Annotated in this window: 15 protein-coding genes; 14 read left to right on the forward strand and 1 reads right to left on the reverse strand. The window is 60.2% G+C overall.

Translation table 11 applies throughout. The features are described 5' to 3' along the window. The 7 genes from DL86_RS13340 to DL86_RS13375 all read left to right on the forward strand — a co-directional run. Nucleotides 1-627: methane monooxygenase/ammonia monooxygenase subunit C (locus DL86_RS13340; protein WP_036262388.1), on the forward strand; the 627-nt coding region annotated here is incomplete at its 5' end. Nucleotides 628-821: 194 nt separating this feature from the next. After that, nucleotides 822-1,706 (forward strand): bacterial ammonia monooxygenase, subunit AmoA, encoded by an 885-nt coding sequence (amoA, locus tag DL86_RS13345; RefSeq protein ID WP_084572913.1) that lies wholly within the window; start codon nucleotides 822-824, stop codon nucleotides 1,704-1,706. Nucleotides 1,707-1,782: 76 nt separating this feature from the next. Continuing rightward, nucleotides 1,783-3,063 carry a bacterial ammonia monooxygenase, subunit AmoB gene (gene amoB / locus DL86_RS13350; RefSeq protein WP_051953405.1) on the forward strand — a complete coding sequence of 427 codons (1,281 nt, stop codon included), beginning with the start codon at nucleotides 1,783-1,785 and terminating at the stop codon, nucleotides 3,061-3,063. Nucleotides 3,064-3,172: 109 nt separating this feature from the next. Further along, nucleotides 3,173-3,799, forward strand: a complete 627-nt coding sequence (locus tag DL86_RS13355; RefSeq protein WP_051953407.1) for a hypothetical protein — start codon at nucleotides 3,173-3,175, stop codon at nucleotides 3,797-3,799. Nucleotides 3,800-4,208: 409 nt separating this feature from the next. Continuing rightward, nucleotides 4,209-4,742, forward strand: coding sequence for a hypothetical protein (locus DL86_RS13360; RefSeq protein WP_036262391.1), 534 nt, complete (start codon nucleotides 4,209-4,211; stop codon nucleotides 4,740-4,742). 590 nt (nucleotides 4,743-5,332) lie between these two features. Further along, nucleotides 5,333-8,779, forward strand: coding sequence for a pyruvate carboxylase (pyc, locus tag DL86_RS13370; protein WP_036262396.1), 3,447 nt, complete (start codon nucleotides 5,333-5,335; stop codon nucleotides 8,777-8,779). Nucleotides 8,780-8,991: 212 nt separating this feature from the next. After that, on the forward strand, nucleotides 8,992-10,146 hold the full coding sequence (locus DL86_RS13375; protein ID WP_036262489.1) for a sensor histidine kinase: 1,155 nt from the start codon (nucleotides 8,992-8,994) through the stop codon (nucleotides 10,144-10,146). Nucleotides 10,147-10,158: 12 nt separating this feature from the next. Here the strand turns inward: DL86_RS13375 and DL86_RS13380 are convergent, their stop codons facing one another. Next, entirely contained in the window at nucleotides 10,159-11,040 is an 882-nt protein-coding gene (locus tag DL86_RS13380) for a prephenate dehydratase (RefSeq protein WP_036262398.1), read from the reverse strand. 438 nt (nucleotides 11,041-11,478) lie between these two features. On the opposite strand from DL86_RS13380, the gene DL86_RS13390 reads away from it, so the two are divergent. The 7 genes from DL86_RS13390 to upp all read left to right on the forward strand — a co-directional run bounded on the left by DL86_RS13390 (nucleotide 11,479) and on the right by upp (nucleotide 20,355). Continuing rightward, nucleotides 11,479-12,102, forward strand: a complete 624-nt coding sequence (locus tag DL86_RS13390; RefSeq protein WP_036262403.1) for a c-type cytochrome — start codon at nucleotides 11,479-11,481, stop codon at nucleotides 12,100-12,102. A 429-nt stretch (nucleotides 12,103-12,531) separates the two neighbouring features. Next, on the forward strand, nucleotides 12,532-14,406 hold the full coding sequence (locus DL86_RS13395) for an extracellular solute-binding protein (RefSeq protein WP_036262405.1): 1,875 nt from the start codon (nucleotides 12,532-12,534) through the stop codon (nucleotides 14,404-14,406). A gap of 9 nt (nucleotides 14,407-14,415) precedes the next feature. After that, nucleotides 14,416-15,507 carry a microcin C ABC transporter permease YejB gene (locus DL86_RS13400; protein WP_036262407.1) on the forward strand — a complete coding sequence of 364 codons (1,092 nt, stop codon included), beginning with the start codon at nucleotides 14,416-14,418 and terminating at the stop codon, nucleotides 15,505-15,507. Nucleotides 15,508-15,510: 3 nt separating this feature from the next. Next, entirely contained in the window at nucleotides 15,511-16,686 is a 1,176-nt protein-coding gene (locus DL86_RS13405) for an ABC transporter permease (RefSeq protein WP_036262409.1), read from the forward strand. Between the two features lie 27 nt (nucleotides 16,687-16,713). After that, nucleotides 16,714-18,339, forward strand: coding sequence for an ABC transporter ATP-binding protein (locus DL86_RS13410; RefSeq protein ID WP_036262411.1), 1,626 nt, complete (start codon nucleotides 16,714-16,716; stop codon nucleotides 18,337-18,339). Between the two features lie 16 nt (nucleotides 18,340-18,355). Continuing rightward, nucleotides 18,356-19,585, forward strand: coding sequence for a phosphopentomutase (locus DL86_RS13415; RefSeq protein WP_036262414.1), 1,230 nt, complete (start codon nucleotides 18,356-18,358; stop codon nucleotides 19,583-19,585). Between the two features lie 125 nt (nucleotides 19,586-19,710). Next, a complete protein-coding gene (gene upp / locus DL86_RS13420) occupies nucleotides 19,711-20,355 on the forward strand; it encodes a uracil phosphoribosyltransferase (protein WP_036262417.1) in 645 nt (214 codons plus the stop codon). Nucleotides 20,356-20,473 lie beyond the last annotated feature (118 nt).

Here is a 20,473-nt window from a genome sequence, read left to right on the forward strand (position 1 = left end):
TCCTTCGCCCCTGAATTCCAGACCTATTGGATGCGCATCCTCTACATCGAAGAGCCCGTCGAACTGATCTCCTTCCTCGCGATCGTCGGCTATCTCTGGAAGACCCGCGACAAGGACCTCGCCAATGTCGCCCCCCGCGAAGAACTGCGCCGCATCTTCTACCTGTTCAACTGGTTGATCGTATACGCCATCGCGATCTACTGGGGCGCCAGCTACTTCACCGAGCAGGACGGCACCTGGCACCAGACGGTCATTCGCGACACCGACTTCACGCCCAGCCACATCATCGAATTCTATATGAGCTACCCGATGTATATCATCATGGGCGTCGGCGGCTTCATGTATGCCCGCACCCGCCTGCCGCTGTTCGGCCTGAAGGGCTACTCGATCGCCTATCTGATGCTGTTCGTCGGCCCGTTCATGATTTTCCCGAACGTTGCGCTCAATGAATGGGGCCACACGTTCTGGTTCATGGAAGAACTGTTCGTTGCTCCGCTGCATTGGATGTTCGTCTTCTTCGGCTGGTTCACCCTCGCCATCTTCGGCGTCGTCCTGCTGATCCTCGGCCGGATCCAGGAGCTTTGCGCCGGCAATGAAGACGTCCTCGGCCTCGAGCCGGCGGAATAAGCAAACAAGCGCCGGCGGCGGCGATCTCAACGATCCGAACCGCCAGCGTCCGGCCAGGCAATCCGTCATTTCTCGAAGACTTATTTCTCGATGAATGGCTGGTTCCCGCGCCGTGCGGTCAAGTCTGCCATCAACTGACGCTTGCTCCAGTAATCCGGCGATTGAGTCCGGTGGGGCAATAGGGAGGATAGTAAATGTTTAGTCGTAAACCAACTCTGGCTGGGTCCGGTCCCGTGACCGAATCGATCTCGGCATCGCCGGGCATCGAGGGCGGCGCAGGGGCCAATGCGCCAGCGCGCGCGGCGGACGCCGGCGCAATCGCTGGCGGCGCTCCGAGGGCCGTAGCCGAATCGCCGTTCAATTCCAAAGCTGAAGCCGCTGGACTCGTCAGAAGCGCTGACATAATCCTGTTGGTCGTTCTTTTCTTGGTCACCCTTGGCGGCTATCATATTCACGCCATGCTTACGATGGGCGACTGGGACTTCTGGATCGACTGGAAAGACCGCCGTTTTTGGCCAACGGTTCTCCCGATCATGTTGGTCACCTTCCCCGCCGCCGCCCAGTACTTCTTCTGGAACCACTTCAAGCTTCCGTTCGGCGCGACGTTCCTGATCCTCGCCCTTCTCGTCGGCGAATGGATCAATCGCTACACCAACTTCTGGGGCTGGACCTATTTCCCGATCAGCTTGGTGTGGCCGACCTCGCTCGTCCCAATGGCGCTTTTCCTCGATCTCGTGCTTTTGCTTAGCGGCAGCTTCATCGTCACGGCAATCGTCGGCGCGATGGGCTTTGGTTTGCTGATGTATCCCACCAACTGGCCGATCCTTGCTCCCTACCATCAGGCGACCGAGCAATATGGCTTGCTCATGTCCCTCGCCGACCTGATTGGCTTCCACTACGTCCGGACGTCGATGCCTGAATACCTCCGGATCGTCGAGCGCGGCACGATGCGCACCTTCGGTAAGGACGTCGTCGCGGTCGCGGCCTTCTTCTCCGGCTTCGTCTCCATCCTGGTTTATTTCTGGTGGTGGTACGTGGGCAAGCTTTTCTCGACCACGAAATTCACCAAAGCAGTCTAACGCGCCTGCCGAAAAGTCCAGCAAGGACTGGTTGAATATAAAAATTGCCACGGCTCGGCCGTGTGGGAGATTGTAAATGAAAACAACACTGTTTAGTTCACTGGCGAGTCACGCCAAACGCCAGGCCGGGAGGCTTTGGGCTTTGGGTTTGGCGGTCGGACTCGTCGCGACAATGGGTATGACCGCCGGTCCGGCCGATGCCCATGGCGAGAAGTCGCAGGCGGCGTTCCTTCGCATGCGCACGCTGAATTGGTATGATGTGAAATGGTCGAAGACGAGCCTCAACGTCAACGACAAGATGGAAATCACTGGTAAGCTCCATATCATGGAAGCTTGGCCCGTCGCCGTCGCCAAGCCTGAAGTCGCCTTCCTCAACGTCGGCGAACCGGGACCAGTGTTCATCAGAGAAGGGTCGTTCATCGGCGGTAAATTCGCGCCGAGGTCGCTTTCGCTCGAATTGGGCAAGACCTACGAGTTCAAGATTCTGCTCAAGGCCCGTCGCGAAGGCCGGTGGCATATTCACACCCAGTTGAGCGTCGAGACCGGCGGTCCAATCGTTGGCCCCGGCCAGTGGGTTGAAATCAAGGGCTCGATGGCCGATTTCACCGATCCCGTGACCTTGCTCAATGGCGAAGTCATCGATCTTGAGACCTACAAGATCGCCAACATCTACTGGTGGCACTTGTTCTGGATCATCGTTGCGGTGGTCTGGATTGGTTACTGGTTCCGCAAGCGGGGCTTCATCGGCCGCTATGTCTTCGTGGCGTCCGGTAAGGGTGACGAGCTGATCACCCCTCAAGAGCGCACGGTTGGCGCGGCGGTCCTTGCTGCGACTCTGTTGACCGTCATCATTTCCTACGCGATCACGGCCAGCGAATTTCCGCGCACAATTCCGTTGCAGGCTGGTAACTTGAGAGGCATCGAGCCGCTTCCCACGGTCGAAGCGCCGATCAAGGTCGTCTACCAGAGAGGCACCTATAAAGTGCCGGGCCGCGAACTCGTCGCGACCTACAAAATCACCAACACGGGCAAGGAGCCCCTGCGGATCGGTGAATTCGCCACCGCCGGCCTTCGCTTCCTGAACCCCGACGTCTATACGACGAAGATCGAGTATCCGGACTATCTCCTGGCCGACAAGGGCGTTACGCTGAGCGATAACGCGCCCATCGCGCCCGGCGAAACGAAGGAAATCACAGTCAAGGTTCAGGACGCCCGTTGGGATACGGAACGTCTGGCGGACTTGGCCTATGACGTCGACAGCTCGTTCGCTGGCCTCCTGTTCTTCTTTACGCCCAGCGGGACCCGCTACGAAATCGAAGTCGGCGGACCGGTTATTCCGGAATTCCTTCCGATCTGAGCGCGATCGCTTCAGTGCATCGTAGAATGTGATTGAAAAAAGACTTTCCCCCGCTGGAGCCAAGCCGCGCCGGCGGGGGAAATAGCTTAAGGAGGCTAACGCAAAAATCATGCGCGGAGCGTGCGCGGTTTTCCTGATCCTCGGTTTCCTCGTCTCCGGCGCGCAGGCGCATGGCGGATTGAGCATAGACAAGGATCAATGCATGTTAAGGATTGGTCCGGACCTTATGCATTTCACCGGGTACCAGCCTCTCCAGACGACGCAGATGTTCTGCGAGGACATTCCTTCAGTTGGCGCCACGGTCATAGTTCTTGACGCCGTGGATTCCGAACTTCGGGACATGACCACCGAAGTCCGCATCATCAGGGACGTCGCTGCGCGGGGGATGACGGGACGGACGGGGGTTTTAAGGGACGATGAATTGTCGAGCGATTATCTGGACCCGCTCACAGTGTCCTATCTGCCGCCCAAACGCTATCCCACTGGCACATTGCATTTCGAGCATGTCTTCCAAGAGGCCGGCGCCTATATAGGCATTGTCACGGCCAGAAACGATCATGGTCAGTACTATGTCTCCCAGTTCCCTTTCTCGGTTGGTCGAAGCTGGGTGAAAATCGGGGGCTATTACGCCCTCTTGGTCATAGGCATCGTCGGCGCGCTTTTCCTTTATTGGAAATTAGGCCTAGCGCAAGGCTGGGCTCCCGCGACGAAGACCTCGAATAAGCGGTTGCACTAGAGCATGACGCCACAGAGATGCAGATATTTTGCTTTAAGTAGGCGCCAGCGGCGAGCGCTTCCCGATCCGATGGAGTCAGCTGATCGAAAAAGGATCGCTCAGAATCCAGAGATTGGAGCATGCCTGAAGGCATGCCGTGGTCCCGGTCATTCATGATGACCGTAAACCATGCTATCGGGTAGGCATCCGGCTCCGTGGTCGGCGTTGAGCTTTTTGGAAGACGTAATTGGATCGCCCCTGACAGAAATTGCGTTGTCGTCGCCTTGGCCGGATCTTCCCGCGCCGCTGCCATCGAAGCGCTGAGCTGCGTTTTCCTCAATTCCGACGTGACTAGCGCCGTCGCGCCAATGCTAGGCGCCTGGCTGGTTTCGGATCGGAAAAATTGTCTCCTGAACGACTGAGTTGGTCCATGAAGATTAAACTGCCTCCCCTCATTCATAATTTCATCGGCGTCATGGAAGGCGATGTCGGTCCGGAGGTTTTGCCAAAGTCAAATTCGTTCTTGGTGGCGAGCCTAGGCTTTTTCGCGCTGGTCGAGTTTGGCGTCCGTCTCCTCACTCATTCGGCGATCGGCGCAGTGGGGATTGGCGTCAGCGCCACGGTGTTTTTGATCATTGTCGCCGCAATCAGTGCGCGCCTTCTCGGACGCAATGAGCGGCTGGTTCAGACGCTCATTGCGTTGGCGCTAGCCGGAGCCATCGTGGCGCTCGTTAATTTTGTTTGTCGCACCTTTCTCAAGGTCGGGTTTCATCTGATGCTTGAGGACGAGGCGCCTGTCGAGTCCATAACAAATTTTCTTCTCTTTCCAATATTCCTGTGGAATATTATAGTATATGCGGTGATCTTTCGCCGCGCTTTTCCCATCGGGACATTGTTGGCGTTTGGTCTATCCTTCAGCTGCGTTTTGATGCTGTTCTTTGAAATTCCCCACTTCTTTAAATGACCAGGCAGGAATCGTCGACGGATAGCCGGGCGATGCTCGGATTTGCTTCTAGGAGCGATATCCTTGTTTCGCCAACAAGGATGGGCGCCTTATCCCGCGTTGGACTAAGCCCGCGGCGCGTCGCGGTCCTTCGTCCCATCCGCGGCGTATGGGGACGCAAGTTCGGCCCGATCTCTGGCGCTTGAGGCAGCTTCAAGGACAATCGAGGCTTTGGCGAAAACGCAGAAGGCTTCTCCTCTGGATTTGCTGCGTTTCTTGTCGCCGGATTCTCTAAACCGGCCGCCGCCGCCGCTCTTTCGGTGGCCGCTTGGCTCCAAGAAGTCGCATTTTTTGGGCAGATCGAGTATTTTGACCGTCAATGCGCCTTGCGCCCATGGGTCTGAAATCTGTGCGGTAGGGAAAACGGCAAGACAATTGCGTCGAAAGCGGCAACCGCGTTTCGCCCGAATCAAATGCTCTCTCTCAAGGCGTTTCCCAAACTGCGGCGCATCGCCGGCCCGGGCCTCATGACGGGCGCGGACTTGGCGGTTCGGCGCAATGCATGGTTTCCAGCGGCGGGACATGCCGCAGCCCGATGGTAGCGAGTGCCTATGGCCCGAATTCGTCGTCTATTGGTCGCCAACCGATCCGAGATCACAATCCGGGTTTTCCGCGCCGCCACCGAACTGGGGATTCGAACGGTGGGGGTCTATGCGGAAGAGGATAAGCTTTCGCTCCATCGCTTCAAGGCCGACGAAGCCTATCAGATTGGCGTTGGCAAGGGGCCGCTTGACGCCTATCTGTCGATCGACGAGGTCATCCGCGTCGCCCGGGACGCGAAGGTCGACGCGATCCATCCAGGCTATGGCTTTCTATCGGAAAGCCCCGAATTCGCCGAAGCTTGCGCCGAAGCCGGCGTCATTTTCATCGGTCCGTCGCCGCAGACCATGCGCGATCTCGGCAATAAGGTCGCGGCCCGGAACCTTGCGGCGTCCTGTGGCGCCCCCGTCATGCCGGCGAGCGGGCCGCTGCCCGAGGCGCCTGACGAAATCAAACGCCTCGCGCGAGAGATCGGCTATCCGGTCATGCTCAAAGCCTCCTGGGGCGGCGGCGGGCGCGGCATGCGGCCGATCGAGAGCGAGGACAAGCTTCTTGACGCCGTGCTCAGCGCAAAGCGCGAGGCCAAGAACGCCTTTGGCAAGGACGAGGTCTATCTCGAAAAGCTGGTGCGCCGGGCCCGCCATGTCGAAGTTCAGCTTCTTGGCGACATGCACGGGAATCTCGTGCATCTCTTTGAACGCGATTGCTCGATTCAGCGCCGGAACCAGAAGGTCGTCGAGCGGGCTCCCGCGCCCTATCTCGACGATGCGACCCGCCAGGGCCTTTGCGATGCGGCGCTGAAAATCGGCCGCGCGAGCCACTATGTCGGAGCCGGCACTGTCGAGTTCCTGATCGACACCGACACTGGCGCTTTCTATTTTATCGAAGTCAATCCGCGCATCCAGGTCGAGCATACCGTGACGGAAGTGGTGACCGGCCTCGATATCGTGAAGGCGCAGATCCGCATCGCCGAAGGCAAGCGCATCGGCAAGCCGGAAGAGACCGGCATTCCGCGGCAGGAGGACATCCGCCTCTCGGGGCACGCCTTGCAGTGCCGGATCACCACGGAAAATCCGGAAAATAACTTCATTCCTGACTATGGACGGATCACCGCCTATCGCGGGGCTATGGGCTTTGGCATTCGCGTCGATGGCGGCACGGCCTATTCGGGGGCGATCGTGACACGGTTTTACGATCCGTTGCTCGAGAAGGTCACAGCTTGGGCGGCGACGCCGGAAGAGGCGATCGCCCGGATGGATCGGGCGCTGCTCGAATATCGCATCCGCGGGGTCGCGACGAATCTCGCCTTCTTGCATAATATCATCAACCATCCGCGCTTTGTCGCCAATGATTATACGACGCGTTTCATCGACGAGACCCCTTCGCTGTTTGATTTCAAGAAACGCAAGGACCGGGCGACGAAGCTGCTCACCTGGATCGTCGACGTCACGGTCAATGGCCATCCCGAAACGCGGGGCCGCGCCCGTCCGCCGGTAACAGCGCGCCCGCCGATAGCCCCGCAATTTCCTGTCGCAGCCGCGATCGCTCCCGGAGCGCGCCAGCTTTTTGAAACGCTTGGGCCGAAAAGCTTTGCGCAATGGATGCGCAATGAGGAGCGCGTGCTCGTCACCGACACCACCATGCGGGACGCGCATCAGTCGCTCATCGCCACGCGCATGCGCACCCGCGACATAGCGGCGGCCGCTGAGGCCTACGCCAAAGGGCTGCCTCAGCTTCTCTCGCTCGAATGCTGGGGCGGCGCGACCTTCGATGTCGCGATGCGGTTTCTGTCCGAAGATCCTTGGGAGCGGTTGGAGCTCGTGCGCGCGCGGGCGCCAAACCTTTTGACGCAAATGCTGCTGCGCGGCGCCAATGGCGTCGGCTACACCAATTATCCCGATAATGTCGTGAAATATTTCGTCCGCCGCGCCGCCGCCGGCATAGATCTTTTCCGCATTTTCGATTGCCTCAACTGGGTCGAGAACATGCGCGTCGCGATCGACGCCGTGGTGGAGACCGGCAAGCTCGCCGAAGGCGCAATCTGCTATACCGGCGATATCCTCGATCCCGACCGGGCGAAATTCTCGCTGAATTATTATGTCGGCGTCGCCAAGGAACTGGAGCAGGCCGGCTGCCACATCCTCGCGATCAAGGACATGGCCGGCCTGTTGATGCCGGCCGCCGCGCGGGTTCTGGTCAAGGCGTTGCGCGAAGCCGTCGGCCTGCCGCTGCATCTTCATACCCATGACACCTCCGGGATTTCCGCGGCGACGGTCCTCGCCGCCGCCGACGCCGGAGTCGATGCGATCGACGCCGCGATCGATTCGATGTCGGGCACGACTTCGCAGCCCTGCCTCGGCTCCATCGCCGCCGCCTTGCGGCACAGTCCCCGCGACACCGGCCTCGATCCGGAGGCTATTCGCCAGCTCAGCTTCTATTGGGAGGCGGCGCGGGCGCAATACGCCGCCTTCGAGAGCGATTTGAAAGCCGGCACGTCCGAAGTTTATTTGCACGAAATGCCGGGCGGCCAATTCACCAATCTCCGGGAGCAGGCGCGCGGGCTCGGCCTCGAATCGCGCTGGCATGAGGTCGCCAAGGCCTATCGCGCGGCCAATGATCTTTTCGGCGACATCGTCAAGGTGACGCCCTCATCTAAGGTCGTCGGCGACATGGCGCTGATGATGGTCTCGCAGAATCTAACGCCGGAAGACGTGCTCGATCCCAAGCGGGAGATCGCCTTTCCGACCTCCGTCGTCGAGATGTTGAAGGGCGACCTTGGCCAGCCTCCGGGCGGCTGGCCGGCGCCGGTGCAGGAGAAAGTGCTGAAGGGCGAAAAGCCGATCAATGGTCGCCCCGGCGCCCTTTTGCCGCCTGCCGATCTCGCCGCCGCGCGGGCGGAGGCCGAAAAGGCGTGCGGGCGTCATCTTACCGACGACGAGCTTGCCTCTTATCTGATGTATCCGAAGGTTTTCACGGAATTTTCCGCCACCGTCCGCCGTTTTGGACCGGTGTCGGTGCTGCCGACGCCGGTGTTTTTCTATGGGATGCAACCGGGCGACGAGATCGCGATCGAGATCGAACCCGGCAAGACGCTCGTGCTGCTCTTGTTGACGATCGGCGAGACCGATGACGAGGGGCAGGTCAAGGTTTTCTTCGAGCTGAACGGCCAGCCGCGCATCATCAAGGTCCAGAACCGTTCCGCGCATGTCAAAGTCGTCGCGCGCCGCAAGGCGGAGGAGGGAAACGATTGCCATGTCGGCGCGCCAATGCCGGGGGCGGTCTCGACGATCGCGGTGCGCCAGGGCCAGGAGGTGAAGGCAGGCGATATTGTCGCGACGCTCGAAGCGATGAAGATGGAGACTGCGCTCCATGCCCCGCGCAATGGCAAGGTCACGGAAATTCTGGTCGCGCCGGGCGCCCAGATCGACGCCAGGGATCTTTTGATGGTGTTGGAGTGAATGCCTTTGTTAGGGTCCCGGAAAGCCTCGCGGAACGCGAAAGCTGGTCTTTAGAATGTACTCCTGGTTGAGGGCGCCCTTGCGCCAACGGCTCTATTGAGGCAGATGATTCAAAGGCGGTAGCGGCGGCCGAGGGATCCTTGCTCATGGGTGCGACTGATCAGGGCGATGCGCCCATTGTAGAGCCGAAGCCTGACGACGAAGGTCCGGACATGACCCTTCGCGCCTTGGAGCAGCGCATCCGGCAGCAGGAAATCCTGGCGGAGCTTGGCGTATCGGCGCTCCAGGGCGCTGCGCTGGATCAACTGCTGACGGACACCGTGCAACTCACCGCTGAAGGCCTGCGCGCCGAGTTTTGCAAGGTGCTCGAACTGATTCCATCGGAAAACCGCTTCCTCGTTCGTGCGGGCGTGGGTTGGAATCCGGGCATCATCGGCGTTGCGAGCGTCGGCGCGGACCTCGCTTCTCCCGCAGGATTCGCCCTGCGAACCGGCAAACCCGTCATTTCGAACCATCTCGAGAACGAAGAGCGATTTAGGACGCCCGAAATACTTCAGCAGCACGGCGTCCGTCGCGCCATGAACGTCATTTTGCAGGGCGACGGAAGGCCGTTCGGGGTTTTAGAGGTCGACAGCCGTTCTGAAAACGAATTCGTGGAGCACGATCTCGCGTTCTTGCAGGGCGCGGCCAATATTCTAGGCATGGCGATCGAGCGGGAGCGACACGAGCGCAGACTCAAGGCAGCGCTGAAGCGAGATCAGGTGCTTCTTAAAGAGATGAATCACCGGGTCAAGAACAGCCTGGCGATCGTCGGGAGCATGCTGCACCTTCAAGCCAGAGAAGTCGGCAATGAGGAACTGGCGGGACATCTGAATGAGGCGTCGCGACGGGTGGCGGCTGTTGGGAGAGCTCATGACCAGATCTTCTACGGATCAGACGTAGAGCGGATGGACATTGGCAAGTATATTCAAGCGGTTTGCAAGGATTTGGATGAGAGCGTCCTCCACTGCGACGTTTCCACCGACGTGGAGGAGGGAATTGAGATTTCGACCGACAGGGCCATCGCGACTGCGATGATCGTCAATGAGCTCATCGCGAACGCCGCTAAATACGCGTATCCAAATCAATCTGGCGGAACGATCTTCATCAAGGTTTCCCGTTCAGGAGAGAGGGATTTTGCCGTCGCTGTTCGCGATCAAGGCGCCGGACTGCCCGCAAACTTCGCGCTTAATAGCGCCAAGGGACTGGGCATGCGCATTATCACTTCCTTTGCGCAGCAATTGAACGCAACCATTGCGGTGCGTCCTCAAAATCCCGGGACGGAATTCGCGGTTTGCATTCCGCTCGGGGTCCCATCCACCCGGTAGACCATCACCGACTCATCGGTTCTTTGCCCCCGAATGGGGGCGGGCCGCCTTCTGACTCTCGATCCGGTACGGATGGGCCGGATAAACGCCCAGAATTTTCAACTCCTTGCAGAAAAACGCGAGTTCCTCCAGCGCCCCCGCGAGTGCCGGCTCCTCGGGATGGCCATCGACATCGGCCAGAAATTGGGTGGCGGTGAATTCGCCTTCGACCATATAGCTTTCGAGCTTGGTCATATTGACGCCATTGGTGGCGAAGCCGCCGAGCGCCTTGTAGAGCGCCGCCGGCACATTGCGGACCCGGAACACAAAGCTCGTCACGGTTGGCTCCGCCCTGGGCCGCGCCCATTTGGGGCTTTTCGAAAGCACGACGAAACGCGTGGTGTTATGCGGCTCGTCCTCGATGTCGGCTTTGAGCACGTCGAGCCCGTAGATCTCGGCGGCCAGACTTGTCGCGATCGAGGCGCGCGACGCGTCGCCCCATTCCGCCACCTCCCGGGCGGAGCCCGCGGTGTCGCCCGTCACATGCGCCGCAAGGCCCAGCTTGCGAATGATCTTGCGGCACTGGCCGAGGGCGTGAACATGGCTATAGACGGATGCGATCGCATTCAGCCTCGCGCCCTTGAGGCCAAGCAATTGAAAATGAATCGGCAGGAAATATTCGCCGACGACATAGAGGCTGGCGCTCGGCAGCAGGTGGTGGATATCGGCGACGCGGCCGGCGATTGAATTCTCGATAGGAATCATGCCGAGCCCGGCGGCGCCCTCCGTGATCGCGGTCAGCGCATCCTCGAATGTGGCGCAGGGGAGGGGCTCCCACTCCGGATAGACATTCTTGCAGGCGATATGGGAATTGGCGCCGGGCTCGCCCTGATAGGCGATCTTAGGGACGGTCATTTTCTGCGGAAACCTCTCGCGCAAGCTGAAACCCGTAAGCCTATGGCATGTTCTGGAGCAACAGAAAACGCCGTGGCGCGGTTCTCGCTAAGCAGCTCGCGTCGCCAAGAAGCTTGGGCGAGAGCGGCCGGCGACAAAAAGTAGCACAGGGCGCCGCTTCATTTATGTTGCATTGCAATGCAGATGGCGTTTAATCAATGCTGCGCTGCAGCGACCGTCCAGGTTCCGCTTTGATTCGGGTTTGGGCGCCGCAGAGCGCCGAGAGCGCCTCCCGATTGGATCGACTCATCTGATCGAAAGGGAATCGCCTCAGAGTCAAAGGGTTGGAGCATGTCGCAAGCGAAACAGTCGATTGGTTTTTTAAGAACATGCTCTTTGTCAAATGGAATGAACTCTAACAGCAGAGCTCCTTTGGTGGAATGTGGTGCGAAAATGCGAATGTCCTTTTTCGAATTCAGTAAACTTGCCAGCGGTCTCCTCTTTGCAGTCGCCTTGGCCATGTCGCTGTCGGTCGTTTCGGATCGCATCTTCTCCCATGTGAAGCTGGCGAAGCCGGCCTATAATATTTCTGTAGCGACCGATGGACGGAGCACGCAAGGCGCCGCCGGAGCCCAGGCCGCCGCACAAGCCGCGCAACCTTCCGAAAGCGTTGCCGCTGCGAGCAATGCGCAGAGCCCGGAAAATATTGCGCAGGCCCCGACCGTCGCTCTCGCCAGCGATTCGGCGACGACGGAAGGGAAAACCGCCGAGCGCGACGCCAATGCCTGCAGCGACTGCGACCATCTCGAAAAAGGCGTTGCCGCCAAAGCCGGCCCGCCGCTTTTCGCCATCGTCGACCATCCAAAAGCTGCCGTCGCAGGCTTGGCGCGCTCAAATGCGAGGAAACCCGCGGACGCCAATTGGACCGTTGACGATCTCGATCAGTTCCTCGCCAATCCGAAAGTCGCCGCCAGCGTCACAAAAGCGACCTATGCGGGCGCTCGGGACCTCGGCAAACGGGCCGACATGATCGAATATTTGCGCATTTTGTCGGATCATCCCCGCCGGGTCTCCGCGAAATGACATGATCCCAAAAAGGCGCCGGTTTTCCGACAAGATCATGCGCCAAAACAAAGAGATAGAGCCGCATTTCTGATTGCTCATGAGTTGAACGCGGCTCCCCTCATCTCGTCTTGCTTGAAATGCCGGGTTCCCGCCCGGCATTTCCGCGTCTATCATGGCGTGAAGCGGGTTGGCGTTTTTGACCAGAATCCCGACATAAACATGCTCAATCATGCGGGAGCCGGACGAATCACCACCTTTCGCCTTCCGCCTAGAGCTTGCTGCGAAATAGTTGATCGACTTTTTCGGTCAAAACATGTTCCAACTCTTTGAAATTGAGCGCTTCCCGATCAGATGATTCCATCTGATCGGGAAGCGTTCCAGAGCCGACTTAGCGCCTCGAGGCCATTTTTGACCGCTAAATACTCTTTGCCCGAATTTTCTGCGCCGATGGATGTCCGGCCGTCGCGCCGCTCCGTCTTGGGTCTTGCTATCGGCGGGCTGGTTCTGCCGCCGCTCTTCAGCCGCTCCACGGAAGCTTTGGCTGAAGAGGTCGAGGTCCATGGACTGTCGGTATTCGGAGATCTCGCGCTTCCGCCTGATTTCGCCCATCTGGCCTATGTCAATCCGGCGGCGCCGAAGGGCGGCGAGATCGTGCTCCAGTCCAGCTCTATTTCGGGCAACCAGAACTTCACCACATTCAATACGCTGAACAGCTATATCCTAAAGGGCGACGGCGCCGCGGGAATGGGGCTCATCTTCGATTCGCTCATGACCGGAAACGGCGACGAGGCGGATTCGCTTTATGGCCTTGTGGCGCGCGCCGTGCGGATCTCGCCCGACAAAAATATCTATCGCTTCCTCTTGCGCAAAGAGGCGCGCTTTCACGATGGCTCGCCGCTGACCGCGCGGGACGTGGCTTTTTCTCTAAACGTCTTGAAAGCCAAGGGTCATCCCTCGCTTCGGCAACCTTTGCGCGATCTCGACGCCGCCGAGGCCGAGGCCGAGGACATCGTTTTGGTGCGGTTGAAGCCGCATCATAGCCGCGAGGCCATATTGATGGTCGCGGGATTGCCGATCTTCAGCGCCGCCTATTATCAAACCCATCCCTTCGACGAGACGACGCTGGAGCCGCCGCTCGGATCGAGCGCCTATAAAGTCGGGACATTCGATCAGGGCCACTTCATTTCCTTCGAGCGGGTCCCCGATTACTGGGGCCGGAATTTGCCGATCAATCTCGGCCAAGCGAATTTCGGCAAAATCCGGTTCGAATATTTTTCCGACCGCAAGGTGGCTTTCGAGGCTTTCAAGGCGGGGCTGTTCACCTTCCGCGAGGAATTCACCTCCACCGTCTGGGCGACCGGCTATGACTTCGCCGCCGCCAAAGACGGCCGCGTCAAGCGCGAGACCCTCCCTGATGAGTCGCCATTGGGAACGCAGGGCTGGTTCTTCAACTTGCGGCGGGACAAGTTCAAGGACGCCCGGATCCGCGAGGCGATCAGCCTCGCTTTCGATTTCGAATGGACCAACGCCAATATCATGTATGGCGTCTATGCGCGCACCACGTCCTTTTTCCAGAACTCTCCGATGGCGGCGCAAGGCAAGCCCGCGCCGGAGGAGCTTGCGATACTCGAGCCCTACCGGAGTCAACTCTCAGCCGAGGTGTTTGGCGAGGTCTATGCGCCGCCGGTTTCCGACGGTTCGGGACAGGACCGCGCGCTTTTGCGCCGCGCCAGCGCGCTGTTTGCGGCGGCCGGATGCCAGCGGCAGGGCACAAGCCTGACCTTGCCGGATGGGAAGCCGTTTGAAATCGAATTTCTGGATTTCGACAATTCGCTCGAGCCGCATACGGCGCCTTTCATCAAGAACCTGAAGCTGCTCGGCGTCGAGGCTCGCTATCGCGTGGTCGACGCGGCGCAATACAAACGCCGCACCGATGCTTTCGATTATGACGTCGTGACGTCGCGGTTTGGCTTTGGGCTCACGCCGGGGGAGGGCATGCGCTCGGTCTTCGGTTCGGAATCAGCCGGCATGCCCGGATCGAGAAATGTCTCCGGCATCCAGAATAAAGTCGTCGACGCCTTGATCGAAAAGGCGCTGGTCGTCGAGACGCGCGAGGAGCTGACCTTCATCTGCCGCGCGATCGATCGCATTTTGCGGGCCGGCCATTCCTGGACGCCGATGTGGAACAAGCCCAATCATCTCGTCGCCTATTGGGACCTTTTCAGCCGTCCGGAGCGCGGTCCCCGCTATGACATCGGCGTGGTCTCTACCTGGTGGTATGATGAAGAAAAAGCCAAACGCGTTAATCTTGCTGGCCGTTGACGGAGCCTGATGTTCGCTTATATCGCCCGCCGCGTCCTCCTCATGATTCCGACGATTTTCGGAATCCTGCTCATCTCGTTCATGATTGTGCAATTTGCGCCCGGCGGGCCGGTCGAGCGCGTTCTTGCGCAATTGCAGGGGGTCGATTCCGGGGCCACCGCGCATTTTGGCGGCGGCGGTGAAATTGGCGCCGCTGCCGGGGGCGCCGACTTTTCTTCGAAATATCGCGGCGCCCAGGGGCTCGATCCGAAATTCATCGCCGAACTCGAAAAGCAATTCGGATTCGACAAGCCGGCCTATGAGCGTTTCCTCCTGATGCTCGAGAATTACGCCACGTTCCAGTTCGGGCGGTCTTATTTCCGCGACGTGCCGGTTCTTCAACTCATCAAGGAAAAGCTTCCGGTCTCGATTTCGCTCGGACTTTGGATGACGCTTCTTTCCTATGCGATTTCAATTCCGCTCGGGATCAAGAAGGCGGTGACCGATGGTTCGCGCTTCGACATCTGGACCTCCGCCGTCGTCATCACCGGCTATGCGATCCCCGGCTTTCTTTTCGCGATCCTTCTCATCGTGCTTTTTTGCGGCGGCTCGTTCTGGCAAATTTTTCCGTTGCGCGGACTGACTTCGGAGAACTGGCCGCAGCTCTCACTCTTCGGCAAGGTCACGGATTATTTCTGGCACATTACCTTGCCGGTTGCGTCGCTGACGCTCGGCGCCTTCGCGACATCGACCTTCTTGACCAAGAATTCGTTTCTTGACGAGATCCGCAAGCAATATGTTCAGACGGCGCGGATGAAGGGCCTCAGCGAAAGGCGGGTGCTCTATGGCCATGTGTTTCGCAACGCCATGATGATTGTCGTCGCGGGCTTTCCGGGCGCCTTCATCGCCGCGTTTCTTGGCGGCTCCCTCTTGATCGAGACGATCTTTTCGCTTGACGGCCTGGGTCTGCTTTCGTTCGAATCGATCGTCAATCGGGATTATCCGGTTGTTTTCGCCAATCTTTACATTCTCTCGCTGCTTGGCCTCGTCGTGAATCTGCTTTCCGATTTGATCTATATGTGGATCGATCCGCGCATCGACTTCTCGACGCGTGAGGTCTAGGCGATGAGCGCGCCTCTGTTGCGCAGCGCCCTTGCAGGGCCGCGCCTCGCGCCTCCCGAGCCGAGGCAGGGATGGCTCCATTTGAGCCCGATCAACCGGCGCCGCCTCAGCAATTTCCAAAGCCATCGGCGCGGGCTTTGGTCGTTCTGGATCTTTATGGTCCTCTTTGTCCTATCGCTTTTTGCCGAATTCATTGCCAACGACCGGCCGATCCTCGTCGTCTATAAGGGCGAGGTCCTGTTGCCGATTCTGCATGATTATCCGGAAGAAAAATTCGGCGGCTTCCTCGCAAGGACCGATTACCGCGACCAGGTGATCGCCAAGGAGATCGACGACCATGGCTTCATGGTCTGGCCGCCGATTCGCTATTCCTACAAGACGATCAACCGGCAATTGCCGACGCCCGCGCCGTCGCCGCCGACCTGGATGCTCAGCCAAGCCCAATGCAAGAGCGCGGCGGCGCGTTTCAGCAAAAGCGATCCGGACGGCGGCTGCAACGGCATCGAGTGGAACTGGCTCGGCACCGACGATCAAGGCCGCGACGTTCTGGCGAGGCTGATCTACGGCTTTCGCCTTTCGCTCCTGTTCGGCCTGACCTTGGCGGGCGTGTCCTCGGTGATCGGGATTGCCGCCGGGGCGGTGCAGGGCTATTTCGGCGGTTGGACCGATCTGGTTTTTCAGCGCTTCATTGAAATATGGTCATCGCTGCCGCATCTCTATTTGCTGATCATTATTTCCTCGATCATCACGCCGAGCTTTTTCGTGCTGCTCGGCATCCTGCTTCTGTTTTCGTGGGTCAATCTGGTGCATGTCGTGCGCGCCGAATGCCTGCGCACGCGCAATTTCGAATATGTGAACGCCGCGCGGGCGCTGGGGCTGACCAATGCCGCGATCATCTTCAAACATGTCCTGCCCAATGCGATGGTGGCGACGCTGACCTTCCTGCCCTTCGTCCTCAATGGGTCGATAACCACCCTGACGGCGCTGGACTTTCTCGGCTTCGGCCTGCCGCCCGGCTCGCCCTCGCTCGGCGAGCTTTTGCTGCAGGGAAAGTCCAATCTGCAGGCGCCCTGGCTCGGCCTCACCGGCTTTATCGTAATCGCCGCCATGCTATCGCTGCTGATCTTCATCGGGGAAGCCGTCCGCGATGCGTTTGATCCGCGCAAGACGTTGCAATAGGGGCAGGAAAATTTATGGACGCCCTTGATGCCTGACGCGCCCCTCCTCGATGTCCGCGACCTGACCGTCGCTTTTCGGCAGGGCGCCCTGGAGACGCCCGCCGTCGACGGCGTCTCCTTCACGCTGGAGAAGGGGCGCACGCTCGCCCTTGTCGGAGAGTCGGGTTCGGGCAAATCGGTGACCGCGCTCTCGATCGTCCGACTGCTGCCTCCCGGCGTCGCGCCGCGCGGCAAGGCGCTGTTTCGGGGCGAAGATCTCTTGACCTGCAGCGAGGCGCGGCTTCGCGCCATTCGCGGCGCCAAGATCACCATGGTTTTCCAGGAGCCGATGACCTCGCTCAATCCGCTCCATACGATCGAGCGTCAGATCGGCGAAATTCTGGAGTTGCATGGCGCGCGCGGGGCGCAGAAAATCAGAGGCCGCATCGTCGAGCTTCTGGAGGAGGTCGGCATTGCCGACCCGGGCGAGCGTCTCGGCGCCTTCCCGCATCAATTGTCGGGCGGCCAGCGGCAGCGGGTGATGATCGCCATGGCGCTCGCCAACCGGCCAGACCTTTTCATCGCCGACGAGCCGACCACGGCGCTCGACGTCACCGTGCAGGCGCAGATCCTGGACCTCTTGAAGGAGCTGCAAGCCCGCCATGGCATGGCGATGCTGTTCATCACCCATGACCTTAACATCGTGCGCAAGGTCGCCGACGATGTGGCGGTGATGCAAAAGGGCAAGATCGTCGAAGCTGGCGGCGTCGCGGAAATTTTCGCCGCGCCGCGTCACCCCTACACCAAGGCGCTGATCGCCGCCGAGCCGAAGGGAATGCCGCCCAAGGTCGATCGCGCGGCGAAAACCATCCTCAGCGCGCAAGACCTTCGCGTCTGGTTCCCGATCAAGCGCGGCTTCTTTCGCCGGACGGTCGGCTTCGTCAAGGCGGTCGACGGCCTGTCGGTGACGGTCAGGGAAGGCGAGACGGTCGGCGTCGTTGGCGAATCGGGATCGGGCAAAACCACGCTGGGCCTTGCGCTCTTGCGACTCATTCGTTCGGAAGGCGCGATCGTCTTTCTTGGACGGCGGATCGACGGGCTGCGCTTCAAGGCGATGCGGCCGCTGCGGCGCGACATGCAGATCGTGTTTCAGGACCCTTATGGCTCGCTCTCGCCGCGGCTTTCGGTGGCCGATATTGTCGCCGAAGGCCTCGGCGTCCAGGACAAGGCCCTGCCTTACGCGGACCGGCGCGAGATCGTCGCGCGCGCCCTGCATGACACCGGCCTCGATCCGGCGGCGATGGATCGCTATCCGCACGAGTTTTCCGGCGGCCAGCGGCAGCGCATCGCGATCGCGCGGGCGATGGTGCTCGAACCGAAATTCATCGTTCTCGATGAGCCGACCTCCGCCCTCGACATGTCGGTGCAGGCGCAGATCGTCGATCTCTTGCGCGATCTGCAAAAGCGGCGCGGCCTCGCCTATCTTTTCATCAGCCACGACCTTAGGGTGGTCCGCGCCCTCTCCAGCGAAATCATCGTGATGCGCCACGGCAAGGTCGTTGAGGCCGGTCCCGCCGCCGAACTTCTGGGCAATCCGCGCAGCGATTACACACGGGCGCTGTTCGCCGCGGCCTTCGACATCAAGGCCGAGGCGGGAGCGGCCTTGAGCGATTAGATTTTAAGGCGAATCCATGCCACGCGCGCTCATTCTCGTTCTCGACTCGGTTGGCTGCGGCGGGGCGCAGGACGCCGCTCTTTATGGCGATGCGGGCGCGGATACGCTCGGGCATCTCGCCGTCGCCTGCGCCACCGGGCGGGGGGATCGCAATGGAGTGCGGCAGGGGCTCTTGAACGCGCCGAACCTCGACGCCCTCGGCCTCGGCCTCGTCGCTTTGGCCTCGAGCGGGATGATGCCGCCGGGCTTTTCCTTGCCGGCGGAGCCCAAGGCGCTCTGGGGCTATGGCGTCGAATGCGCGCAAGGCAAGGATACGCCTTCCGGCCATTGGGAAATGGCCGGGGCGCCGGCGCTTGCGCCTTGGGGCTATTTCCCGAAGGCCGCGCCTTGTTTCCCGCCAAAATTGACGCAGGCCTTGATCGCCGAGGGCGGGCTTCCAGGCATTCTCGGCGACTGTCATGCGCCGGGCATTGAAATCATTGAAAGGCTTGGCGCGGAGCATATCCGGACCGGCATGCCGATCTGCTACACTTCCGCCGATTCAGTCTTCCAGATCGCCGCGCATGAAGAGCATTTTGGCCTGGAGCGGCTCTATGATCTCTGCAAGGTCGCTCGCCGCTTGTGCGATGCCCTCGCGATCGGACGGGTCATCGCGCGCCCCTTCGTTGGCGATGCGCGGCAAGGATTTGTTCGCACGCCCCGCCGCAAGGATTTCGCGATTCCGCCGCCGCCGGGCAATCTCCTCGAACGGGTCGCGCAAGCAGGCCGCGCCATGGCGTCGATCGGAAAGGTTGGCGATATTTTCGCGCATTGCTTCACAGGGCAGGAGATCAAGCGCGACGGCAATATGGCGCATTTCGACGCGACGCTCGAAGCCTTGCGCGATCTGCCCGATGGCGGCTTGATCATTACCAATTTTCTCGATTTCGATACGGACTTCGGCCACAGGCGCGATATCGCGGGCTATGCGCATTGCCTTGAGATTTTCGATTCCCGGATGCCCGAACTCTTCGCCGCGATGCGTCCGGGCGATCTTGCCGTCATCAGTTCGGATCACGGCAACGATCCGACCTGGACCGGGACCGATCACACTCGCGAGCACGCTCCAATTCTTTGCTTCGGGCCCCGCGTCGCCGGCGGGCCGATCGGGCGGCGCGAGAGCTTCGCCGATATAGGCGCGAGCCTCGCGGCGCATTTGGAGCTGCCTGCGACGGCCAGCGGATCGTCTTTTCTAAAGGCGGCTTAGAGCATTTTCGAGCGAAGTGGAGGCCGGTTCGCGTTAAGAAAATGCTATAAAACAAAGATCTAGAGCAGCTTTCCGATTCCGCTGAATCCGAAGGCGCTCCAGCAGACGGAAGGCGGGGGCTTCGAATGGCGGAAAACGCAGCGGAGGGGGTCAGCGTCGTCGGCCATCCCCTGGTCCAGCATAAGCTCACCTTGATGCGCGAGCGCGGTCAGTCGACGAAGAGCTTCCGGCAATTGCTGAATGAAATCGGCATGCTGCTTTGCTACGAAGTCACCCGCGACCTGCCGCTCGAGATGATCGAGATCGAGACCCCTGTCGCGAAAACGCGGGCTCCGGTCATTTCCGGCAAGAAGCTGATATTCGCGCCGATTCTCCGCGCGGGCGCGGGCTTTCTCGATGGCATGCTAGATCTCGTGCCTTCCGCGCGCGTCGCCCATATCGGCCTGTATCGCGATCCGAAAACGCTCGAAGCGGTCGAATATTATTTCAAGACGCCGCAGGATCTTCCCGAGCGGCTCGTGATCCTCATGGACCCAATGTTGGCGACGGGCAATTCAGCCAGCGCCGCCATCGCCGGCTTGAAGAAACGCGGCGCAAGGGAAATCCGTTTCGTGTGCCTGCTCGCCGCCCCTGAGGGAATCGCCAAGGTTCGCGGCGGGCATCCCGATGTCGCGATCTGGACTGCGGCCATCGATGAGCGGCTGAATGAGCACGGGTATATTGTCCCCGGGCTCGGCGACGCCGGCGACCGGATGTTTGGAACCAAGTAGGCGTCCCGGGCCCGCCGGGTTCGGCGCTCGCGCTTGACCGCCTTGCGCGGCGAACCTATGAAGCCACAGCGGCGGCAAGCCGCCAGGGAGGCATAAAATATGCGGGTTCTGATACCCG

It is taken from the genome of Methylocapsa aurea (genome assembly GCF_000746085.1).
In the GTDB taxonomy this organism is placed as follows: domain Bacteria; phylum Pseudomonadota; class Alphaproteobacteria; order Rhizobiales; family Beijerinckiaceae; genus Methylocapsa; species Methylocapsa aurea.

Bases quoted from the DNA above. Each gene is read 5' to 3' on its own strand.
- amoA (WP_084572913.1), top strand. From the start codon at position 822: ATGTTTAGTCGTAAACCAACTCTGGCTGGGTCCGGTCCCGTGACCGAA.
- amoB (WP_051953405.1), top strand. From the start codon at position 1,783: ATGAAAACAACACTGTTTAGTTCACTGGCGAGTCACGCCAAACGCCAG.
- DL86_RS13355 (WP_051953407.1), top strand. From the start codon at position 3,173: ATGCGCGGAGCGTGCGCGGTTTTCCTGATCCTCGGTTTCCTCGTCTCC.
- DL86_RS13360 (WP_036262391.1), top strand. From the start codon at position 4,209: ATGAAGATTAAACTGCCTCCCCTCATTCATAATTTCATCGGCGTCATG.
- pyc (WP_036262396.1), top strand. From the start codon at position 5,333: ATGGCCCGAATTCGTCGTCTATTGGTCGCCAACCGATCCGAGATCACA.
- DL86_RS13375 (WP_036262489.1), top strand. From the start codon at position 8,992: ATGACCCTTCGCGCCTTGGAGCAGCGCATCCGGCAGCAGGAAATCCTG.
- DL86_RS13380 (WP_036262398.1), bottom strand. From the start codon at position 11,040: ATGACCGTCCCTAAGATCGCCTATCAGGGCGAGCCCGGCGCCAATTCC.
- DL86_RS13390 (WP_036262403.1), top strand. From the start codon at position 11,479: ATGTCCTTTTTCGAATTCAGTAAACTTGCCAGCGGTCTCCTCTTTGCA.
- DL86_RS13395 (WP_036262405.1), top strand. From the start codon at position 12,532: ATGGATGTCCGGCCGTCGCGCCGCTCCGTCTTGGGTCTTGCTATCGGC.
- DL86_RS13400 (WP_036262407.1), top strand. From the start codon at position 14,416: ATGTTCGCTTATATCGCCCGCCGCGTCCTCCTCATGATTCCGACGATT.
- DL86_RS13405 (WP_036262409.1), top strand. From the start codon at position 15,511: ATGAGCGCGCCTCTGTTGCGCAGCGCCCTTGCAGGGCCGCGCCTCGCG.
- DL86_RS13410 (WP_036262411.1), top strand. From the start codon at position 16,714: ATGCCTGACGCGCCCCTCCTCGATGTCCGCGACCTGACCGTCGCTTTT.
- DL86_RS13415 (WP_036262414.1), top strand. From the start codon at position 18,356: ATGCCACGCGCGCTCATTCTCGTTCTCGACTCGGTTGGCTGCGGCGGG.
- upp (WP_036262417.1), top strand. From the start codon at position 19,711: ATGGCGGAAAACGCAGCGGAGGGGGTCAGCGTCGTCGGCCATCCCCTG.